Raw genomic sequence first — 18,002 nt, 5'->3', positions numbered from 1 at the left:
CGATTACACTAGTCATTTTTATGTCGACCATGGGCCGCAGCACACATACCGAACCTCTTGTCGCAGATCTTATCGCCGCCGCGCGAACATGGTATGAGATGCCGAACGGCATTACTGAACGTGCGTTGCGCGTGGCGATCGAGGCATTGCGTCAACCGGATGTGGGAGGCGCCGCGTCGAAAGGTAAGGTTCCAGCGGACAATGCGCCGGGACAGACTGACGCCCCGCTGACCCCTCCGGTGGAGCCCGGTAGCTTTGTCATCTATTCGGACGGTTCGGCATTGCGGAATCCCGGGCCGGCGGGGTGTGGATGGGTGGTCCTGAGTAGCGGAAAAGTTGTCTACGAAGGATTCGAGTCGATCGGGCACGCCACAAATCAGGTTGCCGAGATACTGGCGGCAGCGCACGGGTTGAATAATCTTCCGGCCAACTCGTCCATTGACGTTCACACCGATTCGCTGTACGTGGTGCAAACCATGAAAGGCGCCTTCAAGAAGAAAGCAAACATCGAGCATTGGGTGTTTCTCGATGAAGCCGTTCGCCGCCATGCATCCGTGCGATTTCATCATGTCAAGGGACATGCCGGACATGACATGAACGAACGCGCCGACGTGTTGGCGAACAAGGGCTCGGAATTGTCGCGGAAGCGCCTGGCGGCCGGATCCTGAAGCACGAATGCACAAAGCCGGGCCGCCGGTGCCAAGGATCGGTCCTCGACGCTGTCTCAGGAGCGTGCGATTTTTTGAGGGTACGCCAATCGGGCGAAAGGGCTGCGTGACCACCCTCCCTGTTGTCGGCGACCTTGCATCGGGCCGTTCCTACAATCGCGATGCCGAGGTGGGTGTCGGCGCCGCCGCAGGTGTCAGTGCCGAGGGCACCGCCGCTGTTTTCTTCTTCCAACTCGGACCCACCAGTCGCATGCGTCGTTCGCGCTTGACCGCGGTGATCAAGTACACCGCGCCGAAAATCGGCCACCAGCGGTCGCCCGCCGCCTCCATGAAGCGGCAGCGTTCGAGCCACTTCGCGTTTGTCAACGGCGGGCGGTAGCAGCCAAACCTTCCTCGGCTCAATTCGAATCCGAGCAGCTTGATCCAGTCCTTCAGCCGCGTAAAGGCGATCAGGTCGGTATCCGCCGGCACGAACGGCCGCTGCGTCCGGCGGCCGACCGATTGCCGGACCCCCCACAAACTCAAGGAATTGAACGCGGTAATGACCAGCTTGCCTTCCGGCACCAGCACGCGTTCCGCTTCGCGCAGCAGCGCATGCGGTTCCACCGTGAATTCCAGGGTATGCGGCATCACCAGCAAATCCAGACTTTGACTCTCGTACGGCAATTCGCCGAAGTCGGCCCAGACCGTTGTCCGGTTAGGCGGCGCATGCAGCAGCGGCACGTCCGTCTGCGCATCCAATATCGCATTTCCGGAACGTCGACGCGGTTCGCGGCCACCTACGTGATGTCCGTGCTGGCCATGCAGAGGTGGCTGGCCGGCGTGCATCAAGCGATCGGCGCCGGGACGGGTAGGCGGGAGCAGGTAAGGCGAGCTGAGCGGGCTTTGCGGGTCGAGTGTCAACACGCGGCTAGGCATCCGGTTCTCCCGCAACGCATCAAGTTGCGGCAGTCCCAGTTGCACGGCGCGATAGCCGAACATGTCACTGACGACACGATCCGCCTGGGCTTGCTCCCACGCCAGGACGTATTGCCCCGGCGGGGATTGCGTCCAGTCGGACCAGTCTATAATCGGTCGCTCAGCCATGCGCCCCCAATCAAATACATCGGCAGCCTGTCGCGCTGCCCCCAATTCATGCCCATGATGCCGCCAGCCTCGTCTTCCGTCGCGTCCGCTCCCAGCGAGACATACGACGTTTTCCCATTACCTGCATTCAATGACAACTATATTTGGATGCTGGTGCCGCAATGCGAAGCCGCCCTCCCGGACGCGATCGGCGTGACGGTCGTTGATCCGGGGCAGGCGGCGCCAGTCATCGCTTATCTCGAGGCCGGCAACCATTATCTGAGCGCTATTCTACTCACGCATCACCATGCGGACCACGTCGGCGGTGTGGCCGAGTTGCTTGCTTACACCGAACGGCAGATCGCCACAGGCAGGGCATCCGCCTTGCCGCCCGTCTACGGGCCCGCTGGCGAGGACATCGCGACGGTCACGCAGCCTATTCGAGGCGGCGATATCGTGGCGACCGCCTCGCCGCGAGCGCATTTTACGGTAATCGACGTCCCCGGCCATACACGTGCGCATATCGCGTACTTCGAGGCGGGGGCAGGCGATGAGGAGGGCACCCCGTCGCGCGCGTCGGATAGCACGTCGTCCCGTGAAGGTCGTGCATCGGGAACAGGGGGGAGCGAACCCACTGCCGCCCCAGCGACTGCGGTTGCCACTATCGATCGGAATCGGCCGCCGCGGGTTTTTTGTGGTGATACGCTCTTCGCCACCGGATGTGGCCGTTTGTTCGAGGGCACGCCAGCGCAGATGTTGGCGTCGCTGGACCGGTTGACGGCATTGCCGGCGGCGACCTTGGTGCATTGCGCACATGAGTACACGCTATCGAATATCCGCTTTGCATTGGCGGCCGATCCGGAAAATGCGGACCTGCAAGCCTGGTCGGTGCAGGCCGACGCGCTGCGCGCGGCGGGTACGCCGACCGTCCCTACAACCTTGGCGCATGAGCGCCGCGTCAACCCGTTTCTGCGTGCCGATGCGCCGGCCATCGCACCGCAACTGCGGGCCGTGATGGCGGCACGGCAGGGTGAACAGGCAGCGGAAGTGCCTCTGACACGGCTCGCCGCTTTCACCCAATTACGCGCGTGGAAGGACCGTTTCTAACACCCGTTACAAGGGGTATCCATGCTGTTACTTTAAAAAAACCTTGCAGCCCCTCGATTTCATTGAGATTTTTTTGTAACGGAGGTTGACGGGAGGGACGGGTTTCCTTACCATCCTGACACTACTTCCGCCCTGGTTACTGGCTATCGAGACGCCTCCTTCATGCGATTGATCCTTTGTGCGCTGCTGGCGCTGATGCTTTCCGCTTGTGCCGGCACGGCGAGCAATATGGCGAATGGCTCCGATGGCTATACCAACGCCTACGCCACCAATCAGGACCAAAACAAGGAAACGGCGCAAAGCAAGGCGCTGCGTCGTTCGACGGCGGGCAAGACGATTGATGTGGACCATGGGTCGGTCGATGCACTGGCGACGCAGGATACGGATCTTTGGGCCCGTATTCGCCGCGGCTTCCAAATGCCCGACCTGACTGGCGATCTGGTCGACGCCCAAACGAACTGGTACGTGACGCGTCCGGACTATGTTCAGCGTATGACCGATCGTTCGCGGCTCTATCTCTATCACATCGTCGAACAGCTCGAAGCGCGTCATATGCCCACCGAGCTGGCATTGCTGCCGTTTATCGAAAGTGCCTACAACCCTCAGGCGTTGTCGGTTGCCAAGGCGGCCGGTATGTGGCAATTCATTCCTGGTACGGGCCGAGACTACAATCTGGCGCAGAACATGTTCCAGGACCAGCGCCGCGATGTGCTGGCGTCGACCGATGCCGCGCTCGATTACCTGTCCCGGCTGCACGATATGTTCGGCGACTGGCAATTGGCACTGGCCGCGTATAACTGGGGGGAGGGCAATGTACAGAAGGCCATCGCTCGCAATGCCGCCAAGGGTTTGCCGACCGATTACGCCAGCTTGAACATGCCGAACGAGACGCGTAACTACGTCCCGAAACTGCAGGCGGTCAAGAACTTGATTGATGACCCGGCGAAGTATGGTCTGACGCTGCCAGAAATTCCGAATCACCCTTATTTCGTGACAGTGACCACGTCGCGGGATATCGACGTCAAGGTGGCGGCGCAATTGGCCGACATGAAACTCGATGACTTCAAGGCGTTGAACCCGTCGTTCACGAAGCCGGTCATCCTGGGTTCGACGCAACCACAGATTCTGTTGCCATTCGACAGTGCCGAAGTCTTCGCGCGTAATCTGAAACACTATACGTTGCCGCTGTCTAGCTGGACCACGTATCAGGTCACCGCACGCGAACGTCCGAAGGACCTTGCCGAGAAAATCGGCGTTGATCCGAAGACGCTGATGGCAGTCAATAAAATTCCGTCCGGAATGCGCCTGAAGCCGGGCTCGACGATCCTGGTGCCGAAATCCGATGATGGCCCTGCGGTGGGCGATATCAGCGCGACTGTCGCGGAGAATGCGGTGCTGGCGATCGAACCGGACAAACCGATCTACCGTCGCGTGTCAGTGCGGGTGCCGCAGCGTGAAACAGCCACGGCATTGGCGTCGCGCCTGGGCGTGTCGGTAGCGGAACTGCGTCGCTGGAATCGCACGCGCGCCACGTCGTTCCGTGCCGGCACGCAGCTGGTCGTGTATGTTCGTGAAGATGTCGATGGCGGTGCCCGTCCGATGCAATTGCAGACCGTATCGCTGCGGGACGACGACGCGTCACGGGGCCGCGTGATCCGCGCCTCTGACAAGGTCGAGCAAGCATCGGAACCGGAACCGAAGTCGTCGCGCAAGATCGTAACCACGCGCGCTCAGGGCAAGGTGCGCCCGGCTGCAGGCAAGCGCGAAGCGGTGCGTGAGAGCAAGCCCGCGAAGAATGCGGTGGCTTCCAGTCGCCGCGCCGTGCCCGAAAGGCAAGCCAAGGCCGAAAAAGCGACGCCGAAAGTGGCGTCCAAGGCGGTTGCGAAGCCTGCCAAGACTTCGGGCAAATCGTCCTCGGCCCATCGCGTCGCGTCGCGCTGATCGTGCAAACGTCGCGGCATGCTTGACGGGTTTGCCGGTGAAGCGTGTCGGTGTCCCGCGTTCTGGGATCATGCATCGCGACTGCCGCCCGCGAGCAGCGCGTTAATTCAATGACGCTGTACTTGCTTCCCGGAATTCGATAGTCAGGCCATGACGGTAATGCATCGTATTGAGCCAGGTGCGGTCAACCCTTGATACGAGATCGGGATTCGCGCGACCCGATGCCCGCACCTCCCTCGGGGCCACGATTGTCAGCAAGCGTAGCGTGGGGAGCCGTTGGGGTGGTATGACCGACGGCGTAATGATCTGTTCGATCCACGCTCGTGTCAGTGGCAGATGCTGAAGTGTCAGTGATTCAAGATGCGGGTTCTGTCCCAGCGCCACTGCCGCCGTTTCGTCGAACGCACCTCCGTCCAGCGTAAGGTTGCGTACGGGCAGGTGCAACAACGCATCGGCGGCATTGTGGCGGTCACTATGGGGCGCATCGACGTCACATTGACAAAGAAAGGTATCGAGCGGTTGTTCGCGCTGCATCAACGGTAGCGTATTGAGGTGCGAGGGGAGCAGGGCACCCCGCACGTCGAGCCGCTGCAAGTGCGGCGAGCCCATGAGCATCGATATCGCCCCGGACATCAACCCCGCCTTTGCGTAAATCATCGTCTTGATCTTTTGCGCATCCAGGGCCATGGCATCAGGCAGGATCATGTTGGTGTAATAGATCCGCTTGACGGGCAGCAGCATCAAGGCGCGCACGAATGCGAAATTCACGCGCGGCGGAATGTCCACGTGAACCAATTCGAGCGACGCCAGATTGGGAAAGCGCATCAAATTGTGAATCGCTGAATCGTCGAGTTTTCCTCCTTGCAGCGTCATGTGACAGGTATGTGTATCAAGCCGCGACAAAGCGTCCGGGCTCCAATTAGGTTGCCCCTGCCACCGTGTCGTATCGCCAGCGTAGTTGAATGCCGGCGGACCGTTCAGTTGATCGAAAGCTGGCTCCGCGTTAATGCGACTGAGTCGGAGCAACGCGCATGGGTTACTCGAATCGGGGGCGACCGGGGAAAGCATGAGGCGTCTCCAAGAGCGCTGCCGATATCGCAGCGGGTCTTTCTTGGTGACGCACATGCGTGACCGTTCCGCATGGTGCGCGTGGAACGGCATCCATCATCGTCGCGGCGACGGGGGATTCGGATGGATGTCTGTACTTTGGTCACAGGCCGTGCATGGGGTCCATGCCGTCTGTGCCTTGACTCCGGTATCAGTCGGCGGCGGGAGAAATTCAGCGGGAAATACGACTTAGTCTATTTTATTGCGAATACTAAATATGCCATTGCAATATATATACGTTTCGAAAGTCGAAGAAGGTTGCCAAGCCCGCCGCTGAGTCCGACTGCACCGCACCGACGCTGGTCGCCAAGCGCGTTACAAAGCCAAACAAGTCGGTAGCCAAGGCGGCGCCTGCACGTCGGGTCCGCTTCGCGCTGATCTTACCGTACGGTGCGGTGACGGCCCTGTCACCGTAGCCGTGTCGCGCTGCACGGGCGAACCGCGCGCCGTTTGCATTGCCTTACGTATCGCGCGTGGACGCTGGAGTCTAAAGGCGTGCCATGGTCCACCCAAGGTCGATCCGTTTCGTGGCCTTATCCATCACGTCTTTTTCGTGCGCCGTGGACGCGGTTGATGTTGGCGGGTGTGCTGGACTAGGTGCCGTGGGAGTTTTGGCATTGGTCTGTTGTGCGAACGACGGCCCTGCATGGTTTTCCCGCGTCGCCTGCTCGTCGGTCTCTTCGTAGCGGATGTCGATCCAGGTTCCACGACTTACGAAGTCCAGCCAGGACTTGTCGACGAGCGGCGCGCGCATCGACTCCGGGTATCTTGAATGCAAGGCGGCGCGAGGGCGGACAAGGGTCAACGAACGGATTGAATACGATTTCAGGATCGTGAGCGTCCACTCTCTCGTCAATTCAAGATCGACCAGTGTGACGTCCTGCAAAAAGCAGTCCGCCGCAAGTGCGAGCGCCGTATAGTGCGTAAAGTCGCCGCCGACCAATGTCAACTCGCGCACCCGGATGGCTGATAGGCTGCGATTGAATCCGACATAATGCCGCCCGGATGCGGGCGTATCCACAAGATGGAGCGCAATAAGGTCGGTCAGTCCATGCAGAGCGCTGACTAACGATCGGTCCATCGCACAGCGTAGCAAGGTCAGGTGAGCGGTGTCGGTCGGCAGGCGGGTCAATGCGTCGATGACTTTTGTTCCGACGTCGCGAAGAGGATGAGGGCGTCGCGCTCCGGTCGCTTTACATCAGCGCACGTGGCAGCGACGCCGCGGGAGGCATTGGTTTCAGCAGCCTGCGTCGACGTTGATGAAGGGCAATACGAGAGATCGCAGATACGCGTATCCATGGACAGGTTCCTGTGAGGAGTAGAGGGTGCTTCGGCGTCTCGATCGCGACGGCTGTCTTCGGGTACGAGGATCTCCGCGGTCTTTCCGGGGTTGCGTTGCGCCCTGTCCGGCCAGGCTATGCCCGCTGCGCGCGAAGCCATCTGTTTGGTGACGTCCGGGTATGACGGTTCCATCCGGAAAATGCCGTCGGCAAGCGCTCGTCGTTCCCGCGGCGGGCGATTCGTAGCGTCTCATGCGTCGTGCGACTGTCGTGCCAAAGCCATCGGGGTGTCGCTGGGGTGTCATGAGCAGGCGTCTTAGGCTATAATTTGCAGGTTTAGCCCAATCAACACCTAGCCCTAGCGCCTACCTCCTCCCTCTATCGCCACCCCCCGTCGTTGCCGACTCAGCTTCCAAGTGGTCCGGCAATACGTGTGCCGCCGCAGCGCCGTTGTGTTCAAAAATTGGCCACGACCCGAGCGCGCGATGGTGCAAATGCGGGAGACGGCAGGTCGGCCAGGGCAATCCACCAGGAGCTCCCTGTGCTGCCGTCTTTTCCTCCTGCTTTGCTCGCGCTTGCCGACGGCACGATTTTCCGTGGCTGGTCGATCGGGGCCGAGGGCCATACGATCGGTGAAGTGGTGTTCAACACCGCCTTGACCGGTTATCAGGAAATTCTGACCGATCCTAGCTACGCGCGTCAGATTGTCACACTGACCTATCCGCATATCGGCAATGTCGGCACCAACGACGAGGATGTCGAATCCGCTTCCATCGCGACTGCCGGCCTCGTAATCCGTGACCTGCCATTGGTGGCGTCGAATTTTCGTTCGCAGCAGACGTTGAGCGACTACCTGCGCGGCGGCAATGTCCTCGGTATCGCGGGCATCGACACGCGCCGTCTGACCCGGCTGCTACGGGACAAGGGTGCGCAAAACGGCGCGATCCTGGCCGGGGAGGACAATACCGCCCGAGCAATCGAGCTCGCGCGCTCCTTTCCGGGATTAAGCGGCATGGACCTGGCAAAGGAAGTGTCGACCAAGCAGTCGTATGTGTGGACGCAGCGGGAATGGCGACTCGGCGTCGGGCAGCCCGAGCAGGCGGCACCGCGTTTCCATGTGGTCGCCTTCGACTATGGTGTCAAGTACAACATCCTGCGAATGCTGGCGGAGCGGGGCTGCAAGGTCACCGTCCTGCCGGCGCAAAGCACGATCGACGATGCGATGGCATTGAACCCGGATGGCCTCTTTCTGTCCAATGGCCCGGGAGATCCGGAGCCATGCGACTACGCGATCCGGGCGACGCGCGAGGCGATCGCCCGCGGCATTCCGACGTTTGGTATCTGCCTGGGGCACCAGATCATGGCCTTGGCGGTTGGCGCGAAGACGGTCAAGATGAAGACTGGCCATCATGGCGCAAACCACCCGGTGAAGGATCTCGACGACGGCCGCGTGGTCATCACGTCGCAGAACCATGGTTTCGCGGTCGATACGGATTCACTGCCGGCCAACGCCCGGGTCACGCACGTCTCGCTGTTCGACGGCACGCTGCAGGGGTTCGCACTGACGGACAAGCCGGCATTCTGCTTCCAGGGACACCCGGAAGCGTCGCCGGGCCCGTCGGACCTTGCGTACTTGTTCGATCGCTTCATCGATTCGATGGCCTCGAAGGGGCAGTCAGCGCAGCACGCGCGCTAAGCTCGACGTGGCACCGTCGACGCGGGACGGGTCGCGTGGGGAAACCCGCACCATCGCCCGGCCTGCTTCAACCGGGATGCAGCGTCGCTTGTTGCATCGATTCGATGCACGCGTTCCGCACCTTATTCAGTAAAAAATATCGCCAGACATGCCAAAGCGCACAGACATAAAGAGCATCCTCATCATTGGCGCCGGTCCGATCGTCATCGGCCAGGCCTGCGAGTTCGACTATTCGGGCGCGCAAGCGTGCAAGGCGCTACGCGAGGAAGGCTATCGCGTGATCCTGGTCAACAGCAATCCGGCCACGATCATGACGGACCCGGACACGGCTGACGTGACCTATATCGAGCCGATTACGTGGGAAGTCGTCGAACGCATCATCGCGAAGGAAAAGCCCGATGCGATTCTGCCGACGATGGGTGGCCAGACGGCGCTGAACTGCGCGCTGGAGCTGCATCGCCAGGGCGTACTCGACAAATACAACGTCGAACTGATCGGGGCGAAGCCGAAGGCCATCGACATGGCGGAGGATCGCCTGAAGTTCAAGGAAGCAATGACCCGCATCGGCCTGGGCTCGGCGAAATCCGGCATTGCCCATTCGATGGAAGAAGCGTTGAAGGTACAGGCCGAGATCGCGGTGTTGACCGGCGGTAGCGGTTATCCCACGGTGATCCGTCCGTCATTCACGCTGGGTGGCTCCGGTGGTGGTATCGCCTACAACCGCGAGGAATTCGAGGAAATCTGCAAGCGTGGCCTCGACCTGTCGCCCACGCACGAGTTGTTGATCGAAGAATCGCTGCTCGGCTGGAAGGAATACGAGATGGAGGTCGTGCGTGACACGGCCGACAACTGCATCATTGTCTGCTCGATCGAAAACCTCGATCCAATGGGTATCCACACCGGCGATTCGATCACCGTTGCCCCGGCGCAGACACTGACGGACAAGGAATACCAGTTGCTGCGTAATGCGTCGCTGGCGGTGCTGCGCGAAATTGGCGTGGATACCGGCGGTTCGAATGTCCAGTTCTCGATCAATCCGAAAGATGGTCGGATGATCGTCATCGAAATGAACCCGCGCGTTTCGCGTTCATCGGCGCTGGCGTCGAAGGCCACCGGTTTTCCGATCGCCAAGATCGCCGCGAAGCTGGCCGTGGGCTATACGCTGGATGAGTTGCGCAACGAAATCACCGGTGGTCAAACGCCGGCTTCGTTCGAACCGTCGATCGACTATGTGGTTGTCAAGGTGCCGCGCTTTGCCTTCGAGAAGTTCCGCGAAGCAGATTCGCGCTTGACCACGCAGATGAAGTCGGTGGGCGAAGTGATGGCGATCGGCCGCACCTTTCAGGAGTCGTTCCAAAAGGCCCTGCGCGGGTTGGAAGTGGGCGTGGACGGTCTCGATGAAAAGTCGACGGATCGCGACGAAATCATCCAGGAAATCAGTGACGCCGGTCCGGATCGGATCTGGTATCTGGCCGATGCTTTCCGGATTGGCCTGAGCGTGCAGGAAGTGTACGAGGAAACGGCGGTGGACCCCTGGTTCCTCGCGCAGATCGAAAACATCGTGCAGTTGGAAAAGGGCCTGGCTGGACGTGCGTTGTCCGGGTTGAGCGTGGACGAGCTGCGTTTCCTGAAGCGCGCCGGTTTTTCGGATCGTCGCTTGGCGAAGCTGCTCGGGACCACGCAAACGGACGTCAGGGCACGCCGGATCGCTTTGAACGTGCGTCCGGTGTACAAGCGCGTCGACACCTGCGCGGCGGAGTTCGCAACCGACACCGCCTACCTGTATTCGACCTACGAGGAAGAGTGCGAGGCCGAGCCGACGAACAACAAGAAGATCATGGTGCTGGGCGGCGGCCCGAACCGGATCGGACAAGGCATCGAATTCGACTACTGCTGCGTGCATGCGGCCCTGGCGTTGCGAGAGGATGGCTATGAGACGATCATGGTCAACTGCAACCCTGAAACGGTCTCGACCGACTACGACACGTCCGACCGACTGTATTTCGAGCCGCTGACGCTTGAGGACGTACTCGAGATCGTCGACAAGGAAAAGCCGGTTGGCGTCATCGTGCAGTATGGTGGCCAGACCCCGCTGAAGCTGGCGTTGGATTTGGAGGCGAACGGTGTACCGATTGTCGGCACGTCGCCGGACATGATTGACGCCGCGGAAGACCGTGAGCGTTTCCAGAAACTGCTGCAAGATCTGTCGCTGCGCCAACCGCCGAATCGCACGGCGCGAACCGAGTCTGAAGCGCTCACGCTGGCGAACGAAATCGGTTATCCGCTGGTCGTACGCCCGTCTTACGTGCTAGGCGGGCGCGCCATGGAAATCGTCCATGAGCCCCGTGATCTTGAACGCTATATGCGTGAAGCGGTCAAGGTCTCGCACGATTCGCCGGTATTGCTGGACCGTTTCCTGAACGATGCGATCGAATGTGACGTCGACTGTATCTGTGACGGCGAAGCGGTCTTCATCGGTGGGGTGATGCAGCATATCGAACAGGCCGGCGTCCATTCGGGCGACTCGGCATGCTCGCTGCCGCCGTATTCGCTGTCCGCGGCAACCGTCGAGGAGTTGAAGCGCCAGACCGCGGCCATGGCGCGCGGCCTGAACGTCGTGGGATTGATGAATGTGCAGTTCGCCATTCAGCAGGTCACGGATGCCGAGGGCAAGACTTCCGACGTGATCTACGTGCTGGAAGTGAACCCGCGCGCCTCGCGAACGGTGCCGTATGTGTCGAAGGCAACCGGCCTGCAACTTGCGAAGATCGCCGCGCGGGCGATGGTGGGTCAGACATTGGCGCGGCAGGGTGTGACGAAGGAAGTGATCCCGCCGTACTTCAGCGTCAAGGAAGCGGTGTTCCCATTTACGAAATTCCCGACGGTCGACCCGGTGCTCGGACCGGAAATGCGTTCGACCGGCGAGGTGATGGGCGTGGGCCGCACGTTCGGTGAGGCCTTGTTCAAGTCGCAACTGGCGGCAGGGTCGCGCCTGCCTGCGTCCGGCACGGTGTTGCTGACCGTGATGGACTCGGACAAGCCGGCGGCCGTCGAAATCGCACGTCGTCTCGACCAGTTGGGTTATCAGATCGTCGCGACGAAAGGTACTGCGGCAGCCATTTCTGCCGGCGGTGTTCCCGTCCGCGTGGTCAACAAGGTCAAGGACGGCCGGCCTCATGTGGTGGACATGATAAAGAACGGCGAAATCGCGCTTGTCATGACCACGGTGGATGAAACCCGTACTGCCATTGCGGATTCACGCTCTATCCGGATGAGCGCGCTCGCAAACAATGTGACCTACTACACGACCATCTCCGGCGCGCGTGCGGCGGTCGAAGGTTTGAATTCGTTGCAGCAGCTTGAGGTCTATGATTTACAAGGACTGCATGCTCGCCTAAACTAAACGCTTCGTGTGTGCGTTGGCGCTGCCGGTAACTGGCAGACGCCGACATGCGCCACTGGATGCAATGAGCCGCGGCTGGGCGGTATCGGTGCTGTGTCGTTACGAGCGGCGCTGGTCTTTCCGGCTGCGGCGATTTTTTTGTGCGCGATTTTTATGCGCAAACTTTGTATGGGCAATTTGCTATGAGCACCATTCCTCTGACAAAACGTGGCGCGGAATTATTGAAGGAAGAGTTGCATCGGCTCAAGTCCGTCGAGCGTCCGTCGGTTATCAACGCGATCTCCGAGGCACGCGCGCAGGGCGACCTGTCTGAAAATGCCGAGTACGACGCCGCCAAGGAAAAGCAATCGTTCATCGAAGGACGCATTGCCGAACTGGAAGGCAAGATGTCGGTCGCGCAAATCATCGATCCGAAAACGCTGGAAGACAGCGCCGAGGGCCGGGTCGTGTTCGCGTCCACCGTCGATTTGCAGGATGCGGAAAGTGGTGAGAAGGTTACCTATCAGATCGTTGGCGACGATGAGGCGGACCTGGAGCATGGTCTGGTGTCGATCAGCTCCCCGATCGCCCGTGCCTTGATCGGCAAGTACGAAGGTGACACGGCGGCGGTCGTCGCTCCGGGCGGTACGCGCAAGTATGAGATCATCGGCGTGCGCTACGTGTGACGTAACGTCGTCAGGCCCGTGATGTATTGTCCTGGGTCGATAAAAAAACGGACCGTTATCAACGGTCCGTTTCGTTTTTCTCAGGTAGCGCGTTACGGCGGTGTGCGACGTGGGCGTGGCGTTTGCCGCGCCATTGCGCTCAGTCGCTCTGATGCATGCGCTTGACGCTGACTTTCCGCTTTTTCGCGCGCTTTATGTTACCACCGGCGGTCACGCGTTCGTTGCCGCGTACCAAGACATCCTTGGGACGTGCCCGGCGGCGTTCATTGCCAGTGGGCTTGATCACCTTGACCATGCGCGGCGCGGCGCCCTTGGCCTTGCCAGGTGCGTTGCCCGAGGCGGGCAGTTCGGCGACCGCACGTGCGGCTGCGGCACGGGACACGGGGCCCGTCGCTCGTTTGGCATCGTGTTGCGGCGTGTCGCGCGACGGTTTTGCCGATGGTGCCGGGCGATACAGCACCAGTAGTTTGCCAATGTGTTGCACCAGCCCCGCGTTGAGTTGATCGCACAGCGTGGTGGCGGTTTCGATCCGCGTTTCGCGTTCGTCACCGAATACACGTACTTTGATCAGTTGATGGGACGTCAGGGCACGGTCTGTTTCTGCCAATACGGCATCGGTCAGGCCTTCACCCCCGATCAGGATGACGGGCTTCAGGGCGTGCGCCTGCGAACGGAATTCGGCACGGGCAGCGGGGGTCAGGGTCAGGGCGGGCATCGCGATACAGATCAGAAACAGACAGGGGCCGCCGGTAGGGCGGAAAAGCAGCGTATTATCCCCCAAAACAGGGGTATTCGATTAGTTTCATGGCAAAGAACCGTTTTAGTCACGCGTGGTTGCACGACCACATCAACGATCCGTACGTGAAGATGGCTCAGCGTGACGGCTATCGCGCACGCGCCGCGTATAAGTTGAAGGAGATCGACGAGCAGGACAAATTGATCCGTCCGGGGATGGTCATCGTCGATCTGGGCGCCGCGCCCGGCAGTTGGAGCCAGTACGCTCGGAACCGGCTCGGCATGCTGTCACGCAAGAAAAGTGATGTGGGCACGCAACAGGATGGGCACGCCGTGGCAACAGATGCGGCGTCAATGCGCAAGACCGCGGAGCGTGCGCAGCCAGCTTCCCCAGCGCTATCTCCGGACCAACCGTCCACGGCATTGAACGGCAGGATCATCGCGCTCGATATGCTGCCGATGGCGCCCATCGCGGATGTCGCGTTCCTGCAAGGTGACTTCCGGGAAGACGATGTGCTCGAAAAGCTGGAAAAAATGTTGGGTGGGTGTAAGGTTGACCTTGTGATCTCGGATATGGCCCCCAACTTGAGTGGAGTTGCCTTGGCCGATGCCGCGCGGATCGAACATGTGTGCGATCTCGCACTGGAATTTTCGCAACGGCATTTGACGCCGGACGGCGCATTGTTGGTGAAATGCTTCCACGGCAGCGGATATAGCCAGATTATCGAAAAGTTCAAGCACCAGTTCCGGGTCGTGGCGCCGCGCAAGCCCAAGGCGTCGCGCGACAAATCGTCGGAGACGTTCATTTTGGGAAAGAAGTTGAAGCATCCGGGATGACGTGCAATGGGTGTTTTGCCTGATTTCCGCGCCAAGCCGCAACATTCTGAAACATATTTTCAGCGTGTATGGGCTTAGGATCGTAATGAAAGGTGCCGCGCGGTTGCAAAGCCGCAGGGGGATGAAGCGGGAAGAGCCGAAACAATGACGGGAAAACCCCCGGAAGGCCATTTCGACGATTACGGACCTGCCTGGTGGATCCGGCCGCGCGTTGCGGTCGCGTCTATGGCGGGGGTTGTCGGAGTGGATTAGAATGCGCTGGAACAGCTTGGACATGGCATTGGTGTCCCGGCAGGCCGGCGATATCAGTGAAGGAGTGGTGCCTTGAACAACAATATGTTCTCGAAAGCGGCAGTGTGGCTGGTCATCGCACTGGTGCTGTTTACGGTGTTCAAGCAGTTCGACAAGCCTCGGGTTCAGGAAGGCGTGCCGTACTCGCAGTTCATGGACGACGCGAAGAACGGCAAGATTAAAGCCGTGACGGTCCAGGGACGCACACTGAACGTGACGCCGACGGACGGTCAGAAATACACGATCGTCCAGCCGGGCGACATCTGGATGGTCGGTGACCTGATGAAGTATGGTGTTCAGGTCAGCGGGAAGCCGGAAGACGAGCCGAATCTGTTGCTTTCGATCCTGACGTATGTAGGGCCTTCCATCCTGTTGATGGTGTTCTGGTTCTATATGATGCGACAGATGCAGGGTGGGGGTAAGGGCGGCGCCTTTTCCTTCGGCAAGTCGCGAGCGCGTCTGATCGACGAAAATAATAACGCTATCAACTTCACCGATGTCGCGGGTTGCGATGAGGCGAAGGAAGAAGTCAGCGAGTTGGTGGACTTCCTGCGCGATCCGCAAAAGTTCCAGAAGCTGGGCGGCCGTATTCCGCGTGGTGTCCTGTTGGTGGGCCCACCGGGAACGGGTAAGACATTGCTGGCGCGGGCGATTGCCGGCGAAGCCAAGGTGCCATTTTTCAGCATCTCCGGTTCGGACTTTGTCGAAATGTTTGTTGGCGTGGGCGCGGCGCGTGTACGCGACATGTTCGAGCAGGCCAAAAAGCATGCGCCTTGTATCGTATTCATCGACGAAATCGACGCCGTGGGTCGCCATCGCGGTGCCGGCATGGGCGGCGGTAACGATGAACGCGAACAGACGTTGAACCAGATGCTGGTCGAGATGGACGGCTTCGAGGCGAATTCAGGCGTCATCGTGATCGCGGCAACGAACCGTTCGGACGTGCTGGACAAGGCATTGCTGCGTCCAGGCCGTTTCGACCGGCAAGTGTATGTCGGCTTGCCGGATATCCGCGGTCGTGAGCAAATCCTGAAGGTTCACTTGCGCAAGGTGCCCATCTCGGGTGATGTCGATGCGGCGGTGATCGCGCGTGGCACCCCGGGTTTCTCCGGCGCCGACCTGGCGAATCTGGTCAACGAATCGGCCTTGTTTGCGGCACGCCGTGGCAAGCGCATCGTCGAGATGCAGGACTTCGAGGATGCGAAGGACAAGATTTTCATGGGTCCGGAACGTCGTTCGGCAGTGATGCGGGAGGAAGAACGGCGCAATACCGCCTACCACGAGTCCGGCCATGCCGTGGTGGCGAAGCTGCTGCCGCTTGCGGACCCGGTGCATAAGGTCTCGATCATGCCGCGTGGCTGGGCCCTGGGCATCACGTGGCAGTTGCCGGAACATGATCGCGTGAACCTGTATCGTGAACGTATGTATGAAGAGATTGCGATTCTGTTCGGCGGTCGTGCGGCGGAAGAAGTGTTCTTGAATTCGATGTCGACCGGTGCGTCGAACGATTTCGAGCGCGCAACAAAGATGGCGCGTGACATGGTGACCCGCTACGGTATGTCCGATGTGCTGGGCACGATGGTCTATGTCGATACCGAGCAGGATGGTGTGTTCGGACGGATGTCCTCGAAGACTGTGTCCGAAGCAACGCAGCAGAAGGTGGATGCGGAAATCCGTCGGATACTCGACGAGCAGTATGCGCGTGCACGAGGTCTGCTCGAAGAACATCGTGCCAAGGTGGAAGTGATGGTGACGGCGCTGCTGGAATGGGAAACCATCGATGCGGATCAAGTCGATGACATCATGTCCGGCAAGAATCCTCGTCCGCCGAAGAATCTGCCGCCGCCGTCAGGGGGTAGCCCGACGAATGGTGGTGGCGGTTCGGACGCAAAGACGCCTACGAGCGTAACGGCGCCAGCTTAATAAGCGGATACACTAACGGGCCGGTGCATATGCACCGGCCTTTTTGTTTAGTGGTGCGTCAACGTTGGTGCGATGCGCAGGCATGGTGTGTCGCCCACGCTTCAACGTCGTTTTTACGCTGTATCCCTTGATGCAAGAGCAATACCTTGACTTCTTCCCCTTCCACACCCGGCCTGTCGGGCTTGCCCCTGTCGTCCGCTTCGGACGTGTCGCCGTCTGTCTCGGCGCAGGATAACGTTGCTGTTTCGTCGGAATCCGTGGTCTCCGCGATGCCGGTGGTGCCGCATGCACCGCGTTCAACATCGATGTTCGATGTCCTTCCGTCCGGACTTGTGGGGGATCACGGCATTTTCCGCTGCGGCCGGTTTCGGTTTTCATTGGCGCAGCCTTTGGTGATGGGTATTTTGAACGTCACGCCTGACTCTTTTTCCGACGGCGGCAAATATCAAATGCGCGATGCGGCCTTGCGTCGCGCCGAGGCCATGATCCGGGAGGGTGCCCATATTCTCGACATTGGCGGCGAGTCGACGCGTCCGGGTGCGCTTGAAGTCTCGCTGGGAGAAGAGCTGGACCGCGTTTTGCCTGTTGTCGAGGCATTGCGTGACTTCGGTGTGGCGTTGTCCATCGATACATACAAACCGGATGTGATGCGCGCGGCGTTGGAAGCCGGAGCCGACATGATCAACGACATTCGTGCGTTTACCGAAGATGGCGCATTGGAAGTGGTGGCGCGAAATCAGTGCGGCGTCTGTGCGATGCATATGCAGGGTGCGCCGACAACGATGCAGGATGCGCCCTCGTACGAGGATGTGGTCGACGAAGTGCGGCATTTCCTGGAGCGTCGCGTGATCGCGTTGGAATCGTCGGGCGTGGCACGCGAACGGATTGTCGTCGATCCGGGTTTTGGCTTTGGCAAGTCTGTCGCGCATAACTTCCGGCTGCTGCGCGACCTGCCGATGACGTCTCCTGGTGGCTTGCCAATTCTCGCGGGTATGTCGCGCAAGTCGATGCTTGCCGCGGTGATACCGTCGCAAGAGGGTGAGGTGCCACCGGCATCACGGGTGATTGCCAGCGTGGCCGCCGCGGTGTGCGCGGCGGAACGGGGCGCCGCCATCATTCGCGTGCATGATGTGGCCCAGACCGTGGAGGCGTTGTCGGTATGGAGCGCGATCGGACAAGACGACCCGGCAGCGCCGCAGCCGCGTGGCGCCATCGTCGAAATGGCCGACGGACGCGCTGTTGACGCTGACGGGACAGCATCGGAGAGGGCGGATGCCGTTGAGG

At 60.3% G+C, this 18,002-nt stretch carries 12 protein-coding genes and 1 pseudogene; 9 read left to right on the top strand and 4 right to left on the bottom strand.

Annotated features, from left to right (window positions below; all coding sequences use genetic code 11):
* Positions 1-98: 98 nt before the first annotated feature.
* Positions 99-668, top strand: coding sequence for a ribonuclease HI (locus SJQ66_RS25195; protein ID WP_157685754.1), 570 nt, complete (start codon positions 99-101; stop codon positions 666-668).
* Positions 669-818: 150 nt separating this feature from the next.
* Here the strand turns inward: SJQ66_RS25195 and SJQ66_RS25190 are convergent, their stop codons facing one another.
* Entirely contained in the window at positions 819-1,754 is a 936-nt protein-coding gene (locus SJQ66_RS25190; protein WP_024901456.1) for a class I SAM-dependent methyltransferase, read from the bottom strand.
* A 54-nt stretch (positions 1,755-1,808) separates the two neighbouring features.
* Between SJQ66_RS25190 and SJQ66_RS25185 the strand changes: the two genes are divergently transcribed.
* Both SJQ66_RS25185 and SJQ66_RS25180 read left to right on the top strand, forming a co-directional pair.
* The gene (locus SJQ66_RS25185) at positions 1,809-2,840 is read left to right on the top strand and encodes a hydroxyacylglutathione hydrolase (RefSeq protein ID WP_024901455.1); all 1,032 of its coding nucleotides are present in this window, start codon (positions 1,809-1,811) and stop codon (positions 2,838-2,840) included.
* A gap of 162 nt (positions 2,841-3,002) precedes the next feature.
* The gene (locus SJQ66_RS25180) at positions 3,003-4,781 is read left to right on the top strand and encodes a transglycosylase SLT domain-containing protein (RefSeq protein WP_024901454.1); all 1,779 of its coding nucleotides are present in this window, start codon (positions 3,003-3,005) and stop codon (positions 4,779-4,781) included.
* A gap of 102 nt (positions 4,782-4,883) precedes the next feature.
* Here SJQ66_RS25180 and SJQ66_RS25175 read toward each other — a convergent pair whose 3' ends face one another.
* Positions 4,884-5,849 carry a hypothetical protein gene (locus SJQ66_RS25175; protein WP_320534675.1) on the bottom strand — a complete coding sequence of 322 codons (966 nt, stop codon included), beginning with the start codon at positions 5,847-5,849 and terminating at the stop codon, positions 4,884-4,886.
* Between the two features lie 526 nt (positions 5,850-6,375).
* Entirely contained in the window at positions 6,376-6,969 is a 594-nt protein-coding gene (locus SJQ66_RS25170; protein WP_320534674.1) for a hypothetical protein, read from the bottom strand.
* 740 nt (positions 6,970-7,709) lie between these two features.
* Between SJQ66_RS25170 and carA the strand changes: the two genes are divergently transcribed.
* The 3 genes from carA (at position 7,710) to greA (ending at position 12,932) form a co-directional block, all read left to right on the top strand.
* Positions 7,710-8,864, top strand: a complete 1,155-nt coding sequence (gene carA / locus SJQ66_RS25165; RefSeq protein ID WP_046152626.1) for a glutamine-hydrolyzing carbamoyl-phosphate synthase small subunit — start codon at positions 7,710-7,712, stop codon at positions 8,862-8,864.
* A gap of 148 nt (positions 8,865-9,012) precedes the next feature.
* A complete protein-coding gene (gene carB, locus SJQ66_RS25160) occupies positions 9,013-12,267 on the top strand; it encodes a carbamoyl-phosphate synthase large subunit (protein WP_024901449.1) in 3,255 nt (1,084 codons plus the stop codon).
* Between the two features lie 182 nt (positions 12,268-12,449).
* On the top strand, positions 12,450-12,932 hold the full coding sequence (greA, locus tag SJQ66_RS25155) for a transcription elongation factor GreA (protein ID WP_046152675.1): 483 nt from the start codon (positions 12,450-12,452) through the stop codon (positions 12,930-12,932).
* Positions 12,933-13,071: 139 nt separating this feature from the next.
* Here greA and SJQ66_RS25150 read toward each other — a convergent pair whose 3' ends face one another.
* A complete protein-coding gene (locus SJQ66_RS25150; RefSeq protein WP_036006783.1) occupies positions 13,072-13,647 on the bottom strand; it encodes a YhbY family RNA-binding protein in 576 nt (191 codons plus the stop codon).
* An 89-nt stretch (positions 13,648-13,736) separates the two neighbouring features.
* Between SJQ66_RS25150 and SJQ66_RS25145 the strand changes: the two genes are divergently transcribed.
* The 3 genes and pseudogenes from SJQ66_RS25145 to folP form a co-directional block, all read left to right on the top strand.
* On the top strand, positions 13,737-14,504 hold the full coding sequence (locus SJQ66_RS25145; RefSeq protein ID WP_046152624.1) for an RlmE family RNA methyltransferase: 768 nt from the start codon (positions 13,737-13,739) through the stop codon (positions 14,502-14,504).
* Positions 14,505-14,828: 324 nt separating this feature from the next.
* Positions 14,829-16,718, top strand: coding sequence for an ATP-dependent zinc metalloprotease FtsH (gene ftsH / locus SJQ66_RS25140; RefSeq protein ID WP_024901445.1), 1,890 nt, complete (start codon positions 14,829-14,831; stop codon positions 16,716-16,718).
* Positions 16,719-17,023: 305 nt separating this feature from the next.
* Positions 17,024-17,890: pseudogene (gene folP / locus SJQ66_RS25135) on the top strand (dihydropteroate synthase); the annotation flags it as partial.
* Positions 17,891-18,002 lie beyond the last annotated feature (112 nt).

The organism is Robbsia andropogonis (assembly GCF_034047095.1).
Taxonomy (GTDB): domain Bacteria; phylum Pseudomonadota; class Gammaproteobacteria; order Burkholderiales; family Burkholderiaceae; genus Robbsia; species Robbsia andropogonis.
This window is presented reverse-complemented; position numbering and strand designations above follow the sequence as displayed.

Coding starts and splice junctions, on each gene's coding strand:
- SJQ66_RS25180 (WP_024901454.1), top strand. CDS start 3,003: ATGCGATTGATCCTTTGTGCGCTGCTGGCGCTGATGCTTTCCGCTTGT.
- SJQ66_RS25145 (WP_046152624.1), top strand. CDS start 13,737: ATGGCAAAGAACCGTTTTAGTCACGCGTGGTTGCACGACCACATCAAC.
- SJQ66_RS25170 (WP_320534674.1), bottom strand. CDS start 6,969: ATGGACCGATCGTTAGTCAGCGCTCTGCATGGACTGACCGACCTTATT.
- SJQ66_RS25185 (WP_024901455.1), top strand. CDS start 1,809: ATGATGCCGCCAGCCTCGTCTTCCGTCGCGTCCGCTCCCAGCGAGACA.
- greA (WP_046152675.1), top strand. CDS start 12,450: ATGAGCACCATTCCTCTGACAAAACGTGGCGCGGAATTATTGAAGGAA.
- SJQ66_RS25175 (WP_320534675.1), bottom strand. CDS start 5,849: ATGCTTTCCCCGGTCGCCCCCGATTCGAGTAACCCATGCGCGTTGCTC.
- SJQ66_RS25195 (WP_157685754.1), top strand. CDS start 99: ATGCCGAACGGCATTACTGAACGTGCGTTGCGCGTGGCGATCGAGGCA.
- SJQ66_RS25190 (WP_024901456.1), bottom strand. CDS start 1,754: ATGGCTGAGCGACCGATTATAGACTGGTCCGACTGGACGCAATCCCCG.
- carB (WP_024901449.1), top strand. CDS start 9,013: ATGCCAAAGCGCACAGACATAAAGAGCATCCTCATCATTGGCGCCGGT.
- SJQ66_RS25150 (WP_036006783.1), bottom strand. CDS start 13,647: ATGCCCGCCCTGACCCTGACCCCCGCTGCCCGTGCCGAATTCCGTTCG.